The organism is Acutalibacter sp. 1XD8-33 (assembly GCF_003612555.1).
Taxonomy (GTDB): Bacteria; Bacillota; Clostridia; order Oscillospirales; family Acutalibacteraceae; genus Acutalibacter.
Genome location: NZ_RAZF01000001.1, coordinates 1 through 15,219 on the forward strand (window position 1 = coordinate 1; position 15,219 = coordinate 15,219).

The 15,219-nt window shown below is 56.3% G+C and carries 22 protein-coding genes; 6 read left to right on the forward strand and 16 right to left on the reverse strand.

All coding sequences use genetic code 11. The features are described 5' to 3' along the window. The first annotated feature begins 698 nt into the window (after positions 1–698). Entirely contained in the window at positions 699–1,043 is a 345-nt protein-coding gene (locus tag D7X94_RS00015) for a hypothetical protein (protein ID WP_120425649.1), read from the forward strand. Positions 1,044–1,084: 41 nt separating this feature from the next. On the opposite strand, the gene D7X94_RS00020 is transcribed toward D7X94_RS00015, so the two are convergent. Next, positions 1,085–1,333, reverse strand: coding sequence for a helix-turn-helix domain-containing protein (locus tag D7X94_RS00020; RefSeq protein WP_243111032.1), 249 nt, complete (start codon positions 1,331–1,333; stop codon positions 1,085–1,087). A 169-nt stretch (positions 1,334–1,502) separates the two neighbouring features. On the opposite strand from D7X94_RS00020, the gene D7X94_RS00025 reads away from it, so the two are divergent. The 5 genes from D7X94_RS00025 to D7X94_RS19415 all read left to right on the forward strand — a co-directional run bounded on the left by D7X94_RS00025 (position 1,503) and on the right by D7X94_RS19415 (position 4,444). After that, positions 1,503–2,456 (forward strand): amidoligase family protein, encoded by a 954-nt coding sequence (locus D7X94_RS00025; protein ID WP_120425650.1) that lies wholly within the window; start codon positions 1,503–1,505, stop codon positions 2,454–2,456. A 118-nt stretch (positions 2,457–2,574) separates the two neighbouring features. Continuing rightward, the gene (locus tag D7X94_RS00030; protein WP_120425651.1) at positions 2,575–3,054 is read left to right on the forward strand and encodes a gamma-glutamylcyclotransferase family protein; all 480 of its coding nucleotides are present in this window, start codon (positions 2,575–2,577) and stop codon (positions 3,052–3,054) included. Beyond that, a complete protein-coding gene (locus D7X94_RS00035) occupies positions 3,035–3,247 on the forward strand; it encodes a hypothetical protein (RefSeq protein ID WP_243111035.1) in 213 nt (70 codons plus the stop codon). Before D7X94_RS00030 ends, D7X94_RS00035 begins: the two co-directional genes overlap by 20 nt. A gap of 146 nt (positions 3,248–3,393) precedes the next feature. Continuing rightward, entirely contained in the window at positions 3,394–4,242 is an 849-nt protein-coding gene (locus tag D7X94_RS00040; RefSeq protein ID WP_147401623.1) for a hypothetical protein, read from the forward strand. A 76-nt stretch (positions 4,243–4,318) separates the two neighbouring features. After that, entirely contained in the window at positions 4,319–4,444 is a 126-nt protein-coding gene (locus D7X94_RS19415; protein WP_279221722.1) for a hypothetical protein, read from the forward strand. Positions 4,445–4,511: 67 nt separating this feature from the next. Here D7X94_RS19415 and D7X94_RS00045 read toward each other — a convergent pair whose 3' ends face one another. The 15 genes from D7X94_RS00045 to D7X94_RS00105 all read right to left on the reverse strand — a co-directional run bounded on the left by D7X94_RS00045 (position 4,512) and on the right by D7X94_RS00105 (position 15,214). Then, on the reverse strand, positions 4,512–4,925 hold the full coding sequence (locus D7X94_RS00045) for a hypothetical protein (RefSeq protein ID WP_120425653.1): 414 nt from the start codon (positions 4,923–4,925) through the stop codon (positions 4,512–4,514). An 11-nt stretch (positions 4,926–4,936) separates the two neighbouring features. Further along, positions 4,937–5,266 (reverse strand): hypothetical protein, encoded by a 330-nt coding sequence (locus D7X94_RS00050; protein ID WP_120425654.1) that lies wholly within the window; start codon positions 5,264–5,266, stop codon positions 4,937–4,939. Beyond that, a complete protein-coding gene (locus tag D7X94_RS00055) occupies positions 5,266–6,243 on the reverse strand; it encodes an N-acetylmuramoyl-L-alanine amidase (protein ID WP_120425655.1) in 978 nt (325 codons plus the stop codon). Before D7X94_RS00055 ends, D7X94_RS00050 begins: the two co-directional genes overlap by 1 nt. A gap of 17 nt (positions 6,244–6,260) precedes the next feature. Next, positions 6,261–6,542, reverse strand: coding sequence for a hypothetical protein (locus tag D7X94_RS00060; protein WP_120425656.1), 282 nt, complete (start codon positions 6,540–6,542; stop codon positions 6,261–6,263). 68 nt (positions 6,543–6,610) lie between these two features. Beyond that, on the reverse strand, positions 6,611–7,033 hold the full coding sequence (locus D7X94_RS00065; RefSeq protein WP_243111037.1) for an isoaspartyl peptidase: 423 nt from the start codon (positions 7,031–7,033) through the stop codon (positions 6,611–6,613). Then, positions 7,014–7,178, reverse strand: a complete 165-nt coding sequence (locus D7X94_RS18695) for a hypothetical protein (RefSeq protein ID WP_199714965.1) — start codon at positions 7,176–7,178, stop codon at positions 7,014–7,016. The genes D7X94_RS00065 and D7X94_RS18695 overlap by 20 nt, the downstream gene beginning before the upstream one ends. 18 nt (positions 7,179–7,196) lie before the next feature. Next, positions 7,197–7,517 (reverse strand): hypothetical protein, encoded by a 321-nt coding sequence (locus tag D7X94_RS00070; protein WP_120425657.1) that lies wholly within the window; start codon positions 7,515–7,517, stop codon positions 7,197–7,199. Continuing rightward, on the reverse strand, positions 7,478–8,668 hold the full coding sequence (locus D7X94_RS00075) for a reverse transcriptase domain-containing protein (RefSeq protein WP_243111039.1): 1,191 nt from the start codon (positions 8,666–8,668) through the stop codon (positions 7,478–7,480). The genes D7X94_RS00070 and D7X94_RS00075 overlap by 40 nt, the downstream gene beginning before the upstream one ends. 214 nt (positions 8,669–8,882) lie before the next feature. Beyond that, positions 8,883–9,008, reverse strand: coding sequence for a DUF6273 domain-containing protein (locus D7X94_RS18900; RefSeq protein WP_243111041.1), 126 nt, complete (start codon positions 9,006–9,008; stop codon positions 8,883–8,885). Between the two features lie 40 nt (positions 9,009–9,048). Next, entirely contained in the window at positions 9,049–9,522 is a 474-nt protein-coding gene (locus D7X94_RS00080; protein ID WP_120425658.1) for a hypothetical protein, read from the reverse strand. A 177-nt stretch (positions 9,523–9,699) separates the two neighbouring features. Continuing rightward, entirely contained in the window at positions 9,700–12,204 is a 2,505-nt protein-coding gene (locus D7X94_RS00085; protein ID WP_120425659.1) for a DUF6273 domain-containing protein, read from the reverse strand. Between the two features lie 126 nt (positions 12,205–12,330). Then, positions 12,331–13,356 carry a phage tail protein gene (locus D7X94_RS00090; RefSeq protein WP_158590825.1) on the reverse strand — a complete coding sequence of 342 codons (1,026 nt, stop codon included), beginning with the start codon at positions 13,354–13,356 and terminating at the stop codon, positions 12,331–12,333. After that, the gene (locus tag D7X94_RS00095; protein ID WP_120425994.1) at positions 13,349–14,503 is read right to left on the reverse strand and encodes a baseplate assembly protein; all 1,155 of its coding nucleotides are present in this window, start codon (positions 14,501–14,503) and stop codon (positions 13,349–13,351) included. The genes D7X94_RS00090 and D7X94_RS00095 overlap by 8 nt, the downstream gene beginning before the upstream one ends. Next, entirely contained in the window at positions 14,496–14,807 is a 312-nt protein-coding gene (locus D7X94_RS00100) for a GPW/gp25 family protein (RefSeq protein ID WP_158590826.1), read from the reverse strand. Before D7X94_RS00100 ends, D7X94_RS00095 begins: the two co-directional genes overlap by 8 nt. A gap of 11 nt (positions 14,808–14,818) precedes the next feature. After that, positions 14,819–15,214, reverse strand: coding sequence for a phage tail protein (locus tag D7X94_RS00105; RefSeq protein WP_120425662.1), 396 nt, complete (start codon positions 15,212–15,214; stop codon positions 14,819–14,821). Between the last annotated feature and the right edge of the window lie 5 nt (positions 15,215–15,219).

Sequence of the window (15,219 nt, forward strand, 5' to 3'; positions counted from 1 at the left end):
TCTGTCATCGAGCTGGAACGGTATCTCTCCGGCGGTAGTCAGGCCGGAACCGATTTTTCAGAAAGTAGTCAATCCGTAAAAGACCACACCTGACCACACAAAGCAAAAACCCCGGAAGCCACATAGCTTCTAGGGTTTTCGTGGTGGGCGCTAACGGACTTGAACCGCTGACCCCCTGCACGTCAAGCACTCCGGGTCAGTACACACTTGTACAAAAACCCGCATAAAATCTGGATTTTTTTGACTTCCCGGCACGGGCGGGAATGGGGTATTTTCAGCCGCCGGGTAGTCAAAAAGTAGTCAGATGCAGGAACACACCAAGTACCAATTTGCCGCGCCCGGCAAATTGGTACTTGACTTTTTGCAACGCAAGTAGTATACTTATTGCGTTGCAGAAAGTGAGGTGACAAGATGCCGCCCAAAATGGGCCGGCCAAAAGCAGACAAGCCAAAAAGTGTAAACTACACTATTCGCATGGATGTTGAAACAGAAAAGCGACTGCAAGCCTATTGCCTTAAACATGAGATTCCTCGAAGTGAGGCAATACGGCAAGGGGTACATCTCCTTTTGGCCCAAGATAAATAACGGAACTGCCCTCCCGTGGAAAGTTGAGCAGTCCGTTGCACACCAATCCCCGAAAGGCTTGGTAAATCTATTCTACCAAACCTCCGGGGAAATTACAAGGAGGTAAATCAAAAATGTGCATTGAAACTGAAAGCACAGCCGAGCCCGCAATGACCACCAAAGACCAGGAGCGTGAGGCCCTGCAGCAGATCAAGGCCCTGGTGGCCGACCTGGGGCCGAATAGCTACATCGCCACCGCTTTCCGCGGCGTGTTCGATATCGCCGAAGAGAACATCGACAACGACTTCTCCGGAAACCCGGTGGACCACGCCCAGGAGCTGGGGGAGCAGCTGGCCCAGCGCACGGTGCAGGTCGGCCAGCTGGCAGATGAGCTTGCCGAGTACAAGGCCCGGGCCGAAACGGCAGAGGCCCAGTTGATTGTTCTGAAAGCCAAACTGTACGACTACATGACAGCCTAAAGAAATACACAAAAGGGGCGGAATAACTTTCCGCCCCTTTGCTATGCCCTGCCGCTTTCCCCTTGCGCTATCCTGTCCAGCTCCAGCAAGTCCTCAATGTGGCACCCCAGCACCTGCGCCACCTTATACAGCTGGTAGACATTTGGGCTGGTGCGCGTCCTCTTGGCCCAGCCCTCTATGGTGCGGATCGGCACCCCGCTCTGCCGGGCCAGTTCCCGCCGGGTGATGCCCTTCTCCACACAGAGCTTGTCCATTGGAGTCATGTCCTCGCTATAAGTCATACGCCTCATTATAAGCGCCTCCTTCTCCATTTTACTCTATTATCCCTCAAATGCGTGGTTTTGTCAAGCCGGCATATGCACCAGGTATCAAAGCGAAAGTTTGTGCGCCTTAGCCTCTTGTAATTACGGCGATTGCATGGTAATATACAGACACAATCAAACCACGGAGGTAAACAAAATGAACGCGAAACTTGCTAAAATGGTCGAGGACATGAAGAAACAAACCATCGGCGTGGAAATCGAAATGGCGGAAATCACCCGCCAGCAGGCCGCAAAGGTGGTAGCAAAATATTTCGGTACCGAGCGCACTGTCCGGCACGATGGCGGCAGCTATGATTCCTGGAGCTGCCAGGACCGGCAGGGCCGGACCTGGAAAATCACCCGGGACGTAAGCATCCATGCCAGCTCCGATATCAAAAAGGCCGAACTTGGCACTCCGATCCTTACTTACGATGACCTGGAGGACCTGCAGGAAATCGCCCGCCAGCTCCGTCACGCCGGGGCCATCAGCAACCCGGCCCACGGCTGCGGGGTACATATTCACATCGGAGCCAACGGCCACACACCCGCTTCCCTGCGGAACCTGGCAAACCTCATGGCCAGCCACGAGAGCCTGCTGGCCAGCGCCCTGAATCTCGACCAGAATCGAATGGGCACCTACTGCAAAACCGTTGACCCCCGCTTCCTGGAGCGGCTGAACCGGGAAAAGCCCAGCACGATGGCGGCTCTGTCCGATGTGTGGTATAAAAGCCAGAACGCCGATTATGGCCGCACCCACCACTACAATTCCAGCCGCTACCATATGCTGAACTTCCACGCCACCTTCACCCACGGCACCGTTGAATTCCGGCTTTTCCAGTTCGACAACCCCGGCGAGGGCCGCAAGGGTGGGATCCACGCAGGCCAGCTGAAGACCTACATCCAGCTGTGCCTGGCCCTGAGCCAGATGGCAAAGGTCGCTAAAAGCGCCAGTCCCCGGCCCCAGCAGAACGAGAATCCCCGGTACGCAATGCGGACATGGCTGCTCCGCCTGGGCTTCATCGGGGAGGAGTTCAAAACGGCCCGGGAAATCCTCACCCGGCGCTTGAGCGGCGATACCGCTTTCCGGCACACCAGCCGCCCTGCAGCTTGAAGGACTTAGGTGCAGTTAATGCAGTTAACTGCTATGCCCATACCGAGAACCCGCCAAAGAGCGGGCTTTCGGTGGTAGGAGAACTATGTTATAATAAACCTGAAAGGAATGTTGAATCATGAAAAAATACTACCTTGCTTATGGAAGCAATCTGAACCGGGAGCAGATGGGGTACCGCTGCCCCAATGCCCAGCCTGTGGGCACTGTCCAGCTGGAGAGCTGGCGGCTGATTTTCCGGGGGAGCGGAACCGGGAACTATCTCACCATTGAACCGGCTCCCGGCTATTCCGTGCCTGTGGCCGTGTGGGCCGTTACAAAGGCCGACGAAGCGGCCCTGGACCGCTATGAGGGCTTTCCTGTGTTCTACCGTAAAGAAACCCTACCTATTACTTATACCGGCCTTAAAACGGCGCAGGAGCGGCAAGTGGAGGCTTTTGTCTATCTCATGAACGACGGGCATCCGGCGGGCCTGCCCACCACCCGGTACATGGACACCTGCGAGGTGGGCTACCGGGACTTTGGCTTTGACCCCGAGGCGCTGCTGGGGGCCAGGGCATACACGAGGGAGGTGATGGCGCTTGAAAGAAACGAGGGATAATCTGTACCAGCTGATGGTCTGCCCCAAATGCGGCAAGCCCTACCGGGGCGCCCCGGCGATCTCACGGGACAACACCCGGCTGATCTGCCCGGACTGCGGCACCCGCGAGGCCCTGGAGGGGCTGGGCCTGAGCCAAGAGGAACAGGAGCACATCCTGGGGAATATACACCGATACCAGGAGGAGCAAGAGTAAAGGCATGGAGCGGTCGAGTTGGCAGCCAACTCATGGGCCGCTCCCATGCGTTATTCCTATCAATTATTTGCGTAAAAAAACAAGCCGTTTGTGTAGACACACACACGAATTCGTGCTATAATGACAAAAAAACGGAGGTGGAGGATGTGCTAACTATTTTGAATAATGTCTCACCATCATGCTGGGAATCCTTTTGCAAATTGGTTTCTGCATCTCCATTTGAGTTTATTACTATGCTTATTGCTGGCTTATCGGCTATTATCGCTTTTTGTGCGTATGTGCATCAACGCCGGCAATCAAAAAAGGCATCAGCCTGTAAATTGGCGCAATACTATGCTGAGAGCATCATTCCCAGAGCATCTTATACTTCTTCCGTTTATGTGGCAAATAAGTATGCTGAAACTAATAAGGTTGCCTTTCCTTTGGACAAGATTACATCATTCTCAAAAAAGGAAATGGATAGACTAATTTCTGAGGCTAAAAAACAGTTAGCAATCGAAGAAACTGAAAAAATTTCACCCACGTCTTTGAGGATAAACAAGATTATATTTGCTAGTTCTGAAGATGAGCGCAAAATGTATGTAGATATGCGCGTCGAAGAAAACAGTGTAGGCAAGTCTCCTGAAAACTTAAATGCAATGCTTTTGCAACGGGACTTTGATAGAGAAGTCAATCTATTATTGAATGATCTTGAGTGGTTTTCAATGCAATGCCGATATAAAGTTGCAGACGAGAAACTGATTTATCAATCCTTACATCAAGTTTTTTTATCCGAAGTACAGATGTTATACCGCTGCATCTGTGCACATAACATTAATGGGGAAGATAAATATTACACTAATTTGATTTGGTTGTTCAATATTTGGAAGAAACGATTGCTAAAGTACAGAAAAAAGAATGATAGAGCACGGAAAAAGGCTCAAAAGCAGGTTGTTTCTGCCACCAGAAAAGCTGAGCAAGCAGGAGAAACTACTCATCACGGAAAGTCTGTATAGAACTTGACATTTCACATCTTTTCGGTTATACTAAAATACGTGTAGAGGTATTCTGCACCTGAAAGGAGGGCTTTCGATGTGGTCTACGGCAGCAGAATTCTTTAATCCGTATGAGGAAATTTTGCCCAAGACTTTCTCGAAAGACGACAAAGGCAATTCCTCAGAAGAAAAAGCAAAGGACCGTCAAGAAGAGAACGGCTAAAACAAAAAGCCCCCGACCCTCCCAGCCGAAACATCGGCCCGGGAAAGCCGGGGGCTTCCGTATGTCCTTATGCGCTAAACGTCAAAGTGCCCACGCCCATCTTCTGATTCCGCACCTCCGCCTCAATCCGGCTCTTGAGGTACTCATTCAAGTCGCCGTAGGCGTTCTCGAGAAAGGCCGCGGCTTCGGCAGTCAGCAGGTTCTTCGCCTGAGCCACCGCAATCCCCAAGGCCTCCCGCTGGTTCTCTTTGGTGAACTGGCCGGTCTCCTTCAGCTTGTCTACATACACCTGGCTGGTGTACGTCACGGCGGTGGCCACCGCGTCAGCCGCAGCGGCCAGATACTTCTTTGCCGTCTCGTTCTCGGACTTCTGGCCCAGGTATCCGGCCAGAGCCTTGAGCCCCTTACCGATGAACGCCGCGCACACGGGCACGGCGGCCACCAGGACAGCCTGCAGCAGGGTTGTCAGAAATTCATTCATACAGATTCCTCCTAGCCCATCGGGCCCTCAGTATTGGTTTCGTCAGCTACGAAGCTATTCGCTTTTGCGCTCTCAAAGGTGATACCGCCCTCCTTATGGTCGGACTTGGCCATGTTCAGGTAGAATGAACACACCACCCCGTGAGCCGTCCAGGGCAAACCCACCATCGCCGAGAGCCAGGGCAGCGACCCCACATAGCCGTTATGGATGCAGTACGCTGCCAGCAGCAGGCCGCCAATCGTTACGGCCCACAGCAGCCAGCGGATGTCGGTAATCAGCTGCTTGGAGTAGTCGGGACGGGTTTTCACCTTGACAGTCTGCTCCTTCATGTGCGCGGCCATTACAACTTCTCCCGGATGCGCTTGGCAATCACAGCGGCCTTGCAATCGGACTTGGTGAGGCCCAGCTTGCCGCCGCCAGTGCCGGCAATAACGCCCTTGTCCACCAGTTCCTTGATATCGGCTCTCCAGTAACTGGGCACTTCCTCCAGCGTGTTGTAGGTGGGATTGATTTCATCGTACATTTTCTTGAAAGTCTTGCCGTCCATAATCGTTTCCTCCTTAGCCGCCGGGTCTTTGGCCGACGCGATTTTGTTGATGTAGTCCAGGCACACCCAGCCCTCGCCGCAGTAGCCCCAATTCCCATCCTCTTTGGTGATGGTCAGCACCGTACCGTCAGGATAGGTCTTGAGGACTGCGCCGCTCACAGGGGCCGTGCGGCAGTTCAGGCCGTCATCGGCATTTACCTGGCCCTGGTACGCCTTGAAAGGCTCGGCGGGAGCGCCGCTGAGTTTTTGGTTGACTTCCTTTGCCAGCTGGCCGTACCGGCTATAAAGGTAATCGCCAGGACAGGATTTGTTGTCAAACCAGCGATGGGCGCTGAGCACCATTTCGTTTGCTTTGGGCGAGTAGGCCAGGGTAGCCTCTTTGCTCCCCAACCAGAGCACCTTGTTTTTGCCGTGTCTTTTGCAGATGTCCGCACACAATTCCACCAGAGATTTCCAGACGTTGGCGTTGACGGCGTAGGGATAGAACGCGTCACTGGCGCACTCGATGGTGATGGCCCGGTTGTCGTTGCTGGGGCTGGAAGAGCACCAGGAGCGGTCGCACTCATCCACTACGACGCCGCTGCGGCCATCGCAACCGATGCCATAGTTGCAGCTTGCGCCTTTGGACGTCCGGCTGAACTCATTGCATAAAGCCTCTACGCTCATCTGCCCAACCGCACAGTGGGGCGTGAGCGTGTCAGTATCGTGATTTCTGGGGCTGTTGCGGTTGGGGCTTATCAGCCGCATACAGCTGAGTGGGCTGTTGCTCATAGAAAAAACCTCCTTGTCTAATTCCGATTCGCGCTTTCCAGAGTGGTGATCCGCACCTCGTGGTCGTTCACCTTACCATCTACGGCATCAATGCGCTCATGGAGCCGCGCCCGGGCTTGGCGTGTGGATTCCTGAAAATCCTTGTCGGCCACCTCCAGCTTGTTCAGCCGATCAGTGACGCTGTCTAAAATGGTGGAAATTTTCGTCAGGTTGGAGCTGACTTTTATCATGGGCCCAGCCACGGTCACGATCAGGCCCACAACGGCAATCAGCACGCCGACTACACCCCATTCGTTCATGATCTCACCTCCTTCCGCGCGCAAAAGGAAAAGCCGGAGCACACACCGTGCTCCGGCCACAGCCTTTGTTAAATTTTCGCGCCCACCAAGTCTGCAATGTGCTGCAGATCCCCGATGGGCGCGTTGTAGAAGTCCTCTGTCCATATCCAGTGTTCTTCCAGGTCAGGGCGCTTGTAGGCCCTGCATCTGCGGTCGGCCCATATCTTCTCCCACCTTGCGTTGGAGGCCCCTTGCCGGGCCTCCTGCGGGTCGAGACAGGCAAGGATAGCCGTTACCAGCCGCCCCCGCGTTTCACCCTGCCCGTCATCATCCTGCACAAAGAAATCCTTTGTGTTTTGGGCGCTGGCCGCACACAGCAGCTTGTCGCCGCGCCAGAGAAAACCGTCCCGCTTCTCGGCCGCCGTGCCCCAGGGGAGATTCACCACCCCATTCAGGCTTTGGAACCGAGCACGCCTGCGTGTGATGTACCGTTTATACATCAGTCTGCTCATCTCCCCGCAGCCTGCCCAGCATGGCCGTCAGTTCCAGGTATTCCGCCTGGGTCAGCCTGTTGGCGGCGAAGAAGATATCCAGCTTGCTGTCCATCCCGTCAAGCTGGCCGCGCTCGATCATGCGCTTCAAGGTCCTATACAACATTCTTTTTCCCTCCCCTCTTTAGTTATTCTCATCAGCCGCGGCCAGCCCCAAGCTCACCAGGGTCAGCCGGTACTCATGGTCTATGTTCATGGCGTCAATGTCGGAAAGAGCGTCAGTGGCTATGAAAAGGTCCGGGCCGCTGTCCATTTCCTCCAGCATGACGGTTTCGGCGCCCTCCAGCTCATCCCGGCCCAGCAGATGGAGGGGCGTCCCCTCCCAGACTATGCCGACGGCCTCGCTTTCCGGGCATAAAACAAGGCACCCATTGGGTGCCTGCTTAATATAGGTGGGGCGCTCGGTCAGGCCGAGGCTGGCCCCGTCTCTTGTGATTTTATACACTTTGTACCTCCTGTCTTGCTCATGATATCCCCGAACAGAGCGTAGCAAAGCTGCAAGAGCCGCAGCTCCCGTCCGTGGTCGTTATAGCCTTTGTAGTACGCCAGCTGGCAGTCCATGAACTGCTTCACGGTTTTGATATCCCGCTTGCCCGCTGCCACCTGTTCCTTAAAGAGCCTCAGCTTGCGCCGGGCGCGTTTCACTCCGTCCCGGCAGCCGTTGACGATTACCTTCCCGGTTTCGCGTAAACGAAACTTAGCCTTGCAAAACTTGAAAGGCTTCGTCAGGGGGATAATTTTGCACTTGCGCTGGTTCACTGGGATCCCGATGGCCGCGAACCGCCGGACCATCTCATGGGCCAGCTTCTTGAGTTGGTCGATGTCCGGCAGAATCACATAGTAGTCGTCCATGTAATGGCCGCAGCAGTGGATCCCCTGCTGGCACTTGAGCCAGTTATCCACGGGGCTTGGCAGGGCCACCATCTCCTGCTGGGACGGTTCCACACCCAGGGGCATACCCCTGCCCGGCGCGGATGATGGCACACCCTCCACGATGGCGTCCCCCACCCACCTCAAATCCGGGCTGGTTATCAGCTGCTCATGCCGCTGGAAGATGGCCTTTCGCGGCGCGCTGGGGAAAAACTGCTTCAGGTCCATCAGGAGAACCGCGCCCGCCCGGCCATAGTGCCGGAAGTGCCAGCGGAGCTGCTCCTTCAGCTCCCGGAAATGCCAATGCAGGCCCTTGCCCTTTTGGCTGGCTCCATTGTGCTTTATCATGCTGGGGCTGTAGAGCGGCACCAGCACCTTGTTGCAATACACCTTTTCAACTTGCCTGTCCGTTACATGGGGCGCGTCAATAGGCCGCACCTTGCCCCGCTCACACAGGGTGAAGTGCGTACACTTTTGCGGCTTCCACTTCTTTTCTAGTATCAGCCTCCGGCGCTTGGCCGTGCCGGAGAAAAGGTGCATTTCGTAATTCTGGACGGATTGTTTCCAGCGGACCCCATTGCAGCACTTGGTCCCATACTTGAACATATCCCGGTATGAGAACACTTCCTCAATGGGGCCTAGCCGGAAACACCTCTCGTCCTTATTCGCCGCCCGATATGCCTTGCGGCGTTGGTATCGCGCCTCCCGGCGCTGTTCGCTTGTCAAAATGATTCGCTCCTCCGAACAGATATCTTGTAGGGTGCCGTCTAATCTGCTTTGCCCCAGCACATGAAACGGGATAGGGCACATCCACCCGCCATGCAAGCAGCGTCCGTGCAAGGGCGTCAAAGGGCACTTTCGGCCTTACGACCGGGAAGCATCTCTCCTTCTGAAGAGGTCGTCTTTCACTTTTCAGCTACTCCGTTTGACCTATGTTATATCAGAATCCGGCGCGCACGCCGCCAGAGTAGTAGGCGTTGTTGTTGTTGTTGTAGTTGCCGTTGTTGTTGACAATGCAGAAGTTATTGTTGTTATTGTAATAGGGCGACCGCAGCCACCACCACACCGCAGAGCACGCATTTACAGAGATACACCCATATCAGGAATTACTTTTTCAGTTCACGCCTCTTTTTGGCTACATAGTCCAGAGCTCCTTTCAGCAGGTCGTTTTCTTTATCGATAAGCTCTCCCAGCTTCTGGGCCATTTTGTCCAGCTTTTCCTCAGCTTTTTTAGGCGGCAGATACTGGCCGGCCGAGTTGGTGAAAGCTCCCTGGGGATTCTTCATCATGAGCCGGTAGCACCGGCCCAGCCGAACGTCCAGGGCCATAAGAGCGGCCCTGGCTTCCAGCAGGTGGACTTCCCGCCGGTCTACCCGCAGCAGACTGGATGGGAAAATGCTGTTTGCCTTTTCCGCCTCATCCAGAACTTCCCCGGCAAGGTCGGCGGTCTTATCCGCTATCAGCCGGGAATACCGGGCCGAAAGCCGGGACAAAAACGCCACGGTTTCATCGAATATCTCGCCGGCTGTGTTCACAAATTCCGCCTTGCTGACAGCGCGCATATCTTTCAGGACCGACAAAAAACCACCTCTTTCCGCAGAACATTATAGCACAACGGCGGCAGGCGGAAAACCCCTATTTTTGAAATTTCGCGCGACCGCCTTACGGCGGTATGGGGTAAGGGCTTTAAGGGCATTTCCCGCCGCCTCGCTGCCCTGCAGTACGGGCCGCTGGCGCGTCCCTGATGGTGGGGCCGATCAGGCCGCCGATACGCAGAAGCCGGCGCGCACGCCGCCAGAGTAGTAGGCGCTGGTGTAGAAGTCGTAGGTGCCGCCGGTGTTGACAACGCAGAAGCTAGTGTTGGTATTGTAATAGGGCGACCGCAGCCACCACCACACCGCAGTAGTCACTGCGGTGTGACGATTTGCTATCTTCGGGTTTCCTGCCTTAAAGTAATCATACTGCTGCTGGTAGGTTTGTTCGGCGCTATTTGCATAGCTTCTGCCTCCGAATACCTCAAACTCCGATAACAAGAACAGTTTGCACGGTTTGCCGGTTACACTGGCAGCATTGTTTTGATTTCCACCCACATTGTCAGTGTATTTGGTAATAGACTTGATGGCACTCTGCAGGGCCGCAGGCAGGGCTTTCAGCAGGCTGTTGCTGGCACCGTTCAGCAGTGTCTTGTTCATGTAGCAGCCATCCCAACCACCACTGTTGCTGTTATTCGTATTCATGTTGAAGTAACCGCTGCTAGTAGTATTACTGCCGTGCTGACTGTCACACAGCGCGATCTCCGCCGTGCCTATCTTGCCCAGCAGGAAATGCACGCCGTTGCCCTCCCGGCTGCTGTTGTGGTTGATGCCAATGATGAACGCCTTGACCGTCAGGTTGGAGAATGTGAAATTACCCACCTTGCCGTTTATCACCACGTCCTTGCTGTCGCCCACGCTCCAGAAGTTGGCGGCATTGCCGGCCGCGCCCACGTCCGCTATCACGTCCCAGCTGTTATCGGCCATAGACGTAGTGGGCAGAGTAACCGTTACCGGAACCTGCTTGCTCTCGGGAGCCGTGTGGTTCGTCCCCTCCGACACGTTGATGGTGATAGTGGCGCTGCCCTTGGTTTTGGCCTGCACCGTTACCCTCTCACCGCTCACCGTGGCCGTAGCCACTGCCGCGTTGCTGGAGGTAGCCGTAATCACGCCGTCACCGGGCCGGGTCACCCCTATGATCTGGCTCATGGCCGAGGCTTTCAGGTTTAGGGAGCTTACGGACAGGGTAATGCTGCCAGGGGCCTTTGCAATCGTCCACATGACCTCTTTTGTTCCGTGCGTCCCATCCGGCCACTGATAGTTGCGGCCTGGCGTGACGTCTACCGTGTAGCCGCCCGCGTCCGTGGCGCTGGTGGGGCCGGTCATCGTCATCTTGGTTTCATCATAGCCCGTCCAGCTGGGAGACTGCTCCGCGCCGGTATACACGTTCTCCACGCTCTGGCAGGGGACGGACTCCAGCGTGATCCGGGCGATGCTCCACGGGAAATCCTTTTCACCGCAGGTACCGTCCGGCCAGCAATAGTTGTTGTCCAGCGTGATTTTCTGGATGTACTCCCCGGCCTCTGTCCCGCTGACATCCCCGGACACAGTCATGATATCCTCCCGGATGCCCTCCCAGGTAGGGGCTTGTTCCTCCCCGGTGTACGTCAGTTCATTGCTCTGCGTCACTGCCTCTACCGGCTGCCGGCCTATCTTCCACTTGATGGGCTTGGTGTCGTTAGAGCCGTCCGCGCCCCAAAAATAGGGCTGTTTCGGCGTGGCCAGGGCTTCATATTCACCCGCGTCCGTGGCCTTGAGGACGCCTGTCAGCAGCACTGTGGCACTGTCGTAACCGTTGAGCACCAGGGCCTGTTCCTCGCCGTTGTAGGTCAGTTCCCCATACTGCGTGGGGATATTCTGGATGGCGCGGTCCGTGCTGGCCGATTCTTCCAGGGTTTTCAGAAACGCGGTCAGGGGCTTGCCCTCATACATGATCTGGCTGGCGTCCACACCAGCGCCGGTGATCATCCACAGGTAGTTTCCTTCCTCGTCCTGCCCGATGCAGATGTACTCCTTTTTCGCCTCGGCGTCAAAGTAGTGCTGGCCGGGTTCCGCGGGGGTGTCCGGGCCAGGAGGCTCCGTCCCCGGCTCCAGATTACCGCTCCCCGCTTCCTCCAGCGCCTGGTCCAGCACCTGCTTAATAGCCAGCGTCAGCCCAGGATGGGCCTGGGGGTCGGCGTTGTGGTCGGCCAGCAGCTGGGCCAGCATAGCCGGGGTTACCATGGCCTTGCTGCCCTCCAGGCTGATTTTTATCTCCACATCGTTGGTGATGTAGATGAGGCCCTGCACCTCCAGGGCAAAGCTGGGGTTGTCCGACACCGAGGGGATCTCGATACCGTTCTCATGCTCGTCCTGCAGGATGAACAGCAGCTGTTCCGGCTCGTCATCCAGACGCGCATACACGCCGATCTGGTGCAGCTGGTAGCCCTGTTCAATGCCCACATTGTTGATCTGCACCCGGACCATCTTGCCCTCCGGGGTCTTTTCCAGCCCCAGCAGGCCCAGCTCATGCCGCTCCCCGCATACGTCCGTAAGACCGGCCAGCTCGTCCTCCGCGGCCTTTTCCGTGCCGCCCCAGGCGCTGCAAATGGTCATCTTCCGGCCGGCCATCAGGTCATTGAGCATTTCATTGCCCACGTCCGTGACAGCTCTCTGCTGCCAGTAGGCCATTACAACCACCTCCCCGTTTTCGCCCACTCAAAAGTTTTGCGGTTTTGCGAAGCAAAATTGCGGCGCTTCGCGTCGCAAAGCGAAACTTGGTAAGTTGAAAACACAGTTTTCAAGCTTATCATCTCCTTATACTGATAATTTTTGATATACTCCCAGCACGGCCACGCCGAACTTTGTTGTGGCTGTGCTTTTGGGCCATGATAATTTCCCGGGCCGTACCGATGCCCGGTGACGCATGGTCTGACTCAGCACTACCATTCCCGCGGCCCCGGACACCTCTGCTTTCGGCCAGCGGAGCGTCACCCTGGGGACATCCACGGAACACACGCTGGACATCCCCAGCAGAGCGCCGCCCAGCAGCGCCCGGGTCTTTACCCTGGGCCATTGCAGGCTCACTCTGGGAAGTTCAACCGAACACACGCCAAAGGCGCCCAGATGGACCGCCCCAGCCAGAGCGCCTGTCCTGACGCGCGGCCAGCTGGCCTTTATCTCCGGCAGCTCCACCGAGCATACGCCTGAAGAAGCCAGAAACACAGCGCCGGATGCGGCGCCGACCTCCGACCGGGGCCAGTGGGCATCGGGCTTCAGGTCAACGGATACTTGCCCCGCGTGGCTCAAAAGGACAGCCCCCGCATATGCCAGGGCTGTGGGCGCTTTTATGAAATATTCGATACTGTCTAAATGGGAGCGCAGATTTTTACATACGTTGATTGCATTGATGACCTGGCGGTCTTTTTCCAAGCTGAAGATGTCATCCGTTATATTCACCCGCATCTTGAAATGGTACGGCTCCCCGCCATACTCAAACCATTCCTGCATCTGGCTCCCGCCGAAGATGGTTTGCGTAGCCCAATTGATAGCCTTTGGCGTCCCCAGCTTGGCATAAAAGGGCAGGGTACCCGCTATCAGCTCCCGCTTTATCTCAATGGGGAAACTGTCCTCATAGGCCGGAGCCCGCAGTTCTACAGCCAGGTAATCCAGTACCCACTCATCCAGATTTTCCACCACGGCCATGAGCCTGGTACGATCCACAAGGGACATGAGCCTCTGCTTCTCCTGCAGGATGGCATACCCGATGGACATGGTTTCCGGGTTATAAGCCATCTGGTTGTTTATCAGGTCTGTGATTTTACCGTCCCGAAGGTCAATCATCTTCCAGCCCCCCATACTTCACGGACAGCTCGCCCAGCTGGGCCACCTGGGTTTCCATTACCGGGGTGAAGATGGGGCTTGCCAGCTCCACCCTTTTTGCCCCGGCCTCCCGGATCCGCCGCACCAGCTCCGTAGGGTTCACGTCCCGGCCTATCTCTGTGGTCTGCCAGATGATGAACTCTTGGATCGCTTTCTGCACCTCTGCCTGGATGGCAGCCGCTGTGGCCTGGTTGGAGCGGGCGATGCGGTAGGTGAGCTTGAGGTCAAAGAACTTGACATCCGGCGCAGACACAGTCACATGGTCGGTCATGGGCCGTACTTCCTCCCTGGCCAGATACTCTGTCAGGCCCTGCACCACTTCCTCACCCGGCAGACTTCCATCCCGCATAATGATGTACACTACCACTTCACCTGGCGTGGGGCTAACAGGCCGCACGGAGCCGATATCCGTGTTGTAGGTCTTGGTCCAGAAGGTATAAGCGTCCTGAGAACCGGCGGTACTGTAGCCGGAGGGGGCCAGGAACGTGCGCTCCGCCAGGCTCTTGTCGTCCTCCACATCCGTGCCGCCAGCCGTAATGGTGACATTTTCCACGCTCTCAACATAGGGCAGGGGATCTACCAGGATATTGAGCTGTCCCGGCAAGAAGCCGTTGCCATCCACACCGCTGACGGTACACTCCGCTTCCACGTCCGCGAACATCTCCCCGGCGGGCACCTCCCCATACTGCAGGGTCTTGAAATACAGATTATTTCCGTTGGTCACCCGGGTTTCCGCCGGGATGGCGCTGGCGTAGGGCTTCTCCGCCGAGAGAGTAAACCGCAGGGTAGTCCGGGCCGGGCTGGCCCCGTGCCGGGTGACTCCCCTGGTTCCGGCCAGGTTGTCCAGAAAGCCGCCATAGCTGTACTTGAGCAGGTCCTGCTTCCCGGCCCTGTCCACGAACTGTTCTATCTGGTACAGGTCCAGGGCGATAGCGTAAAGCTGCACCCGCACAGGGTCGGCGGCGCCCAGGCTTACGGTTTTCCCTGTGACCTCCTTATACCGCTTTTCATAGTTGCCCACCAGCCTCTGCATCATAGCGTCCAGGCTGTCGTTCTCTATGAAGGAGATATCCGGCAGGTCATACACCGATTTTAAGAGGTTATCCACTTCCAATCACCACCTTTACGCCCAAGCTGCCCGACGGATCGGGGACAAAACTCACATCCCGCACACGCACACGGGGCTCCCATTTCTCTATGGCGTCTATCACCTCCACAGCCATCATGCTCTGGGCCGTGTCCAGCGGGTAATCCAGAGCGGAGGTATCAATGCCGAAATCCCGGTAGAGCGGGTCAGTGCCCACCGGGGTCAGAAGGATGTTTTCGATGTTTCGGACGACCTCCCGCCGCAGGGCCTCATCGCCCCCGGCGCGGTCAAAGGATATTTCTATTCCGGACAGGGTGATACTCATACACGCGCCCCCTACAGGTATTCTTCCATCGTCACAGTGACTTTGGCCCTCACCAGCTCGCCCCGGTTCAGCACGGTTTCCCATGCCTCACTGAGATTGGTGATGCGCCACTTGTTCTTCCCGATGCGCCTGCTGCCTATCACCAGAGGATACACCCGGCCTGTTTCTGTATACTCGGAGAGCCTGTCCAGCATGGCCCGGGGCCGCACCCCCAGAAGGGCGTTGAGCTCCATCGTGAAGGTCAGTTTCTGCAGCGCCGGCCGGAGATACTCCACCTGATCCTTCAGCCCGATCCGGCTGTGGGTGGCCCACTCGGAGGCCACGGTCCGGCTCATATCGTTAAAGGTAAGCACTTTTTTGTCGCTGACAGAAAACACCAGGCCCGGCCCCCAGCTGCCGATTGCCATACGCA

Excerpts from the sequence above, each read along its gene's own strand:
- D7X94_RS00090 (WP_158590825.1), bottom strand. The coding sequence starts at position 13,356 with ATGATTGACCTTCGGGACGGTAAAATCACAGACCTGATAAACAACCAG.
- D7X94_RS00060 (WP_120425656.1), bottom strand. The coding sequence starts at position 6,542 with ATGAACGAATGGGGTGTAGTCGGCGTGCTGATTGCCGTTGTGGGCCTG.
- D7X94_RS00030 (WP_120425651.1), top strand. The coding sequence starts at position 2,575 with ATGAAAAAATACTACCTTGCTTATGGAAGCAATCTGAACCGGGAGCAG.
- D7X94_RS00105 (WP_120425662.1), bottom strand. The coding sequence starts at position 15,214 with ATGGCAATCGGCAGCTGGGGGCCGGGCCTGGTGTTTTCTGTCAGCGAC.
- D7X94_RS00025 (WP_120425650.1), top strand. The coding sequence starts at position 1,503 with ATGAACGCGAAACTTGCTAAAATGGTCGAGGACATGAAGAAACAAACC.
- D7X94_RS00020 (WP_243111032.1), bottom strand. The coding sequence starts at position 1,333 with ATGAGGCGTATGACTTATAGCGAGGACATGACTCCAATGGACAAGCTC.
- D7X94_RS00100 (WP_158590826.1), bottom strand. The coding sequence starts at position 14,807 with ATGAGTATCACCCTGTCCGGAATAGAAATATCCTTTGACCGCGCCGGG.
- D7X94_RS00085 (WP_120425659.1), bottom strand. The coding sequence starts at position 12,204 with ATGGCCTACTGGCAGCAGAGAGCTGTCACGGACGTGGGCAATGAAATG.
- D7X94_RS00055 (WP_120425655.1), bottom strand. The coding sequence starts at position 6,243 with ATGAGCAACAGCCCACTCAGCTGTATGCGGCTGATAAGCCCCAACCGC.
- D7X94_RS00065 (WP_243111037.1), bottom strand. The coding sequence starts at position 7,033 with ATGAGCAGACTGATGTATAAACGGTACATCACACGCAGGCGTGCTCGG.
- D7X94_RS19415 (WP_279221722.1), top strand. The coding sequence starts at position 4,319 with ATGTGGTCTACGGCAGCAGAATTCTTTAATCCGTATGAGGAAATTTTG.
- D7X94_RS00050 (WP_120425654.1), bottom strand. The coding sequence starts at position 5,266 with ATGGCCGCGCACATGAAGGAGCAGACTGTCAAGGTGAAAACCCGTCCC.
- D7X94_RS00015 (WP_120425649.1), top strand. The coding sequence starts at position 699 with ATGTGCATTGAAACTGAAAGCACAGCCGAGCCCGCAATGACCACCAAA.
- D7X94_RS18695 (WP_199714965.1), bottom strand. The coding sequence starts at position 7,178 with ATGTTGTATAGGACCTTGAAGCGCATGATCGAGCGCGGCCAGCTTGAC.
- D7X94_RS00045 (WP_120425653.1), bottom strand. The coding sequence starts at position 4,925 with ATGAATGAATTTCTGACAACCCTGCTGCAGGCTGTCCTGGTGGCCGCC.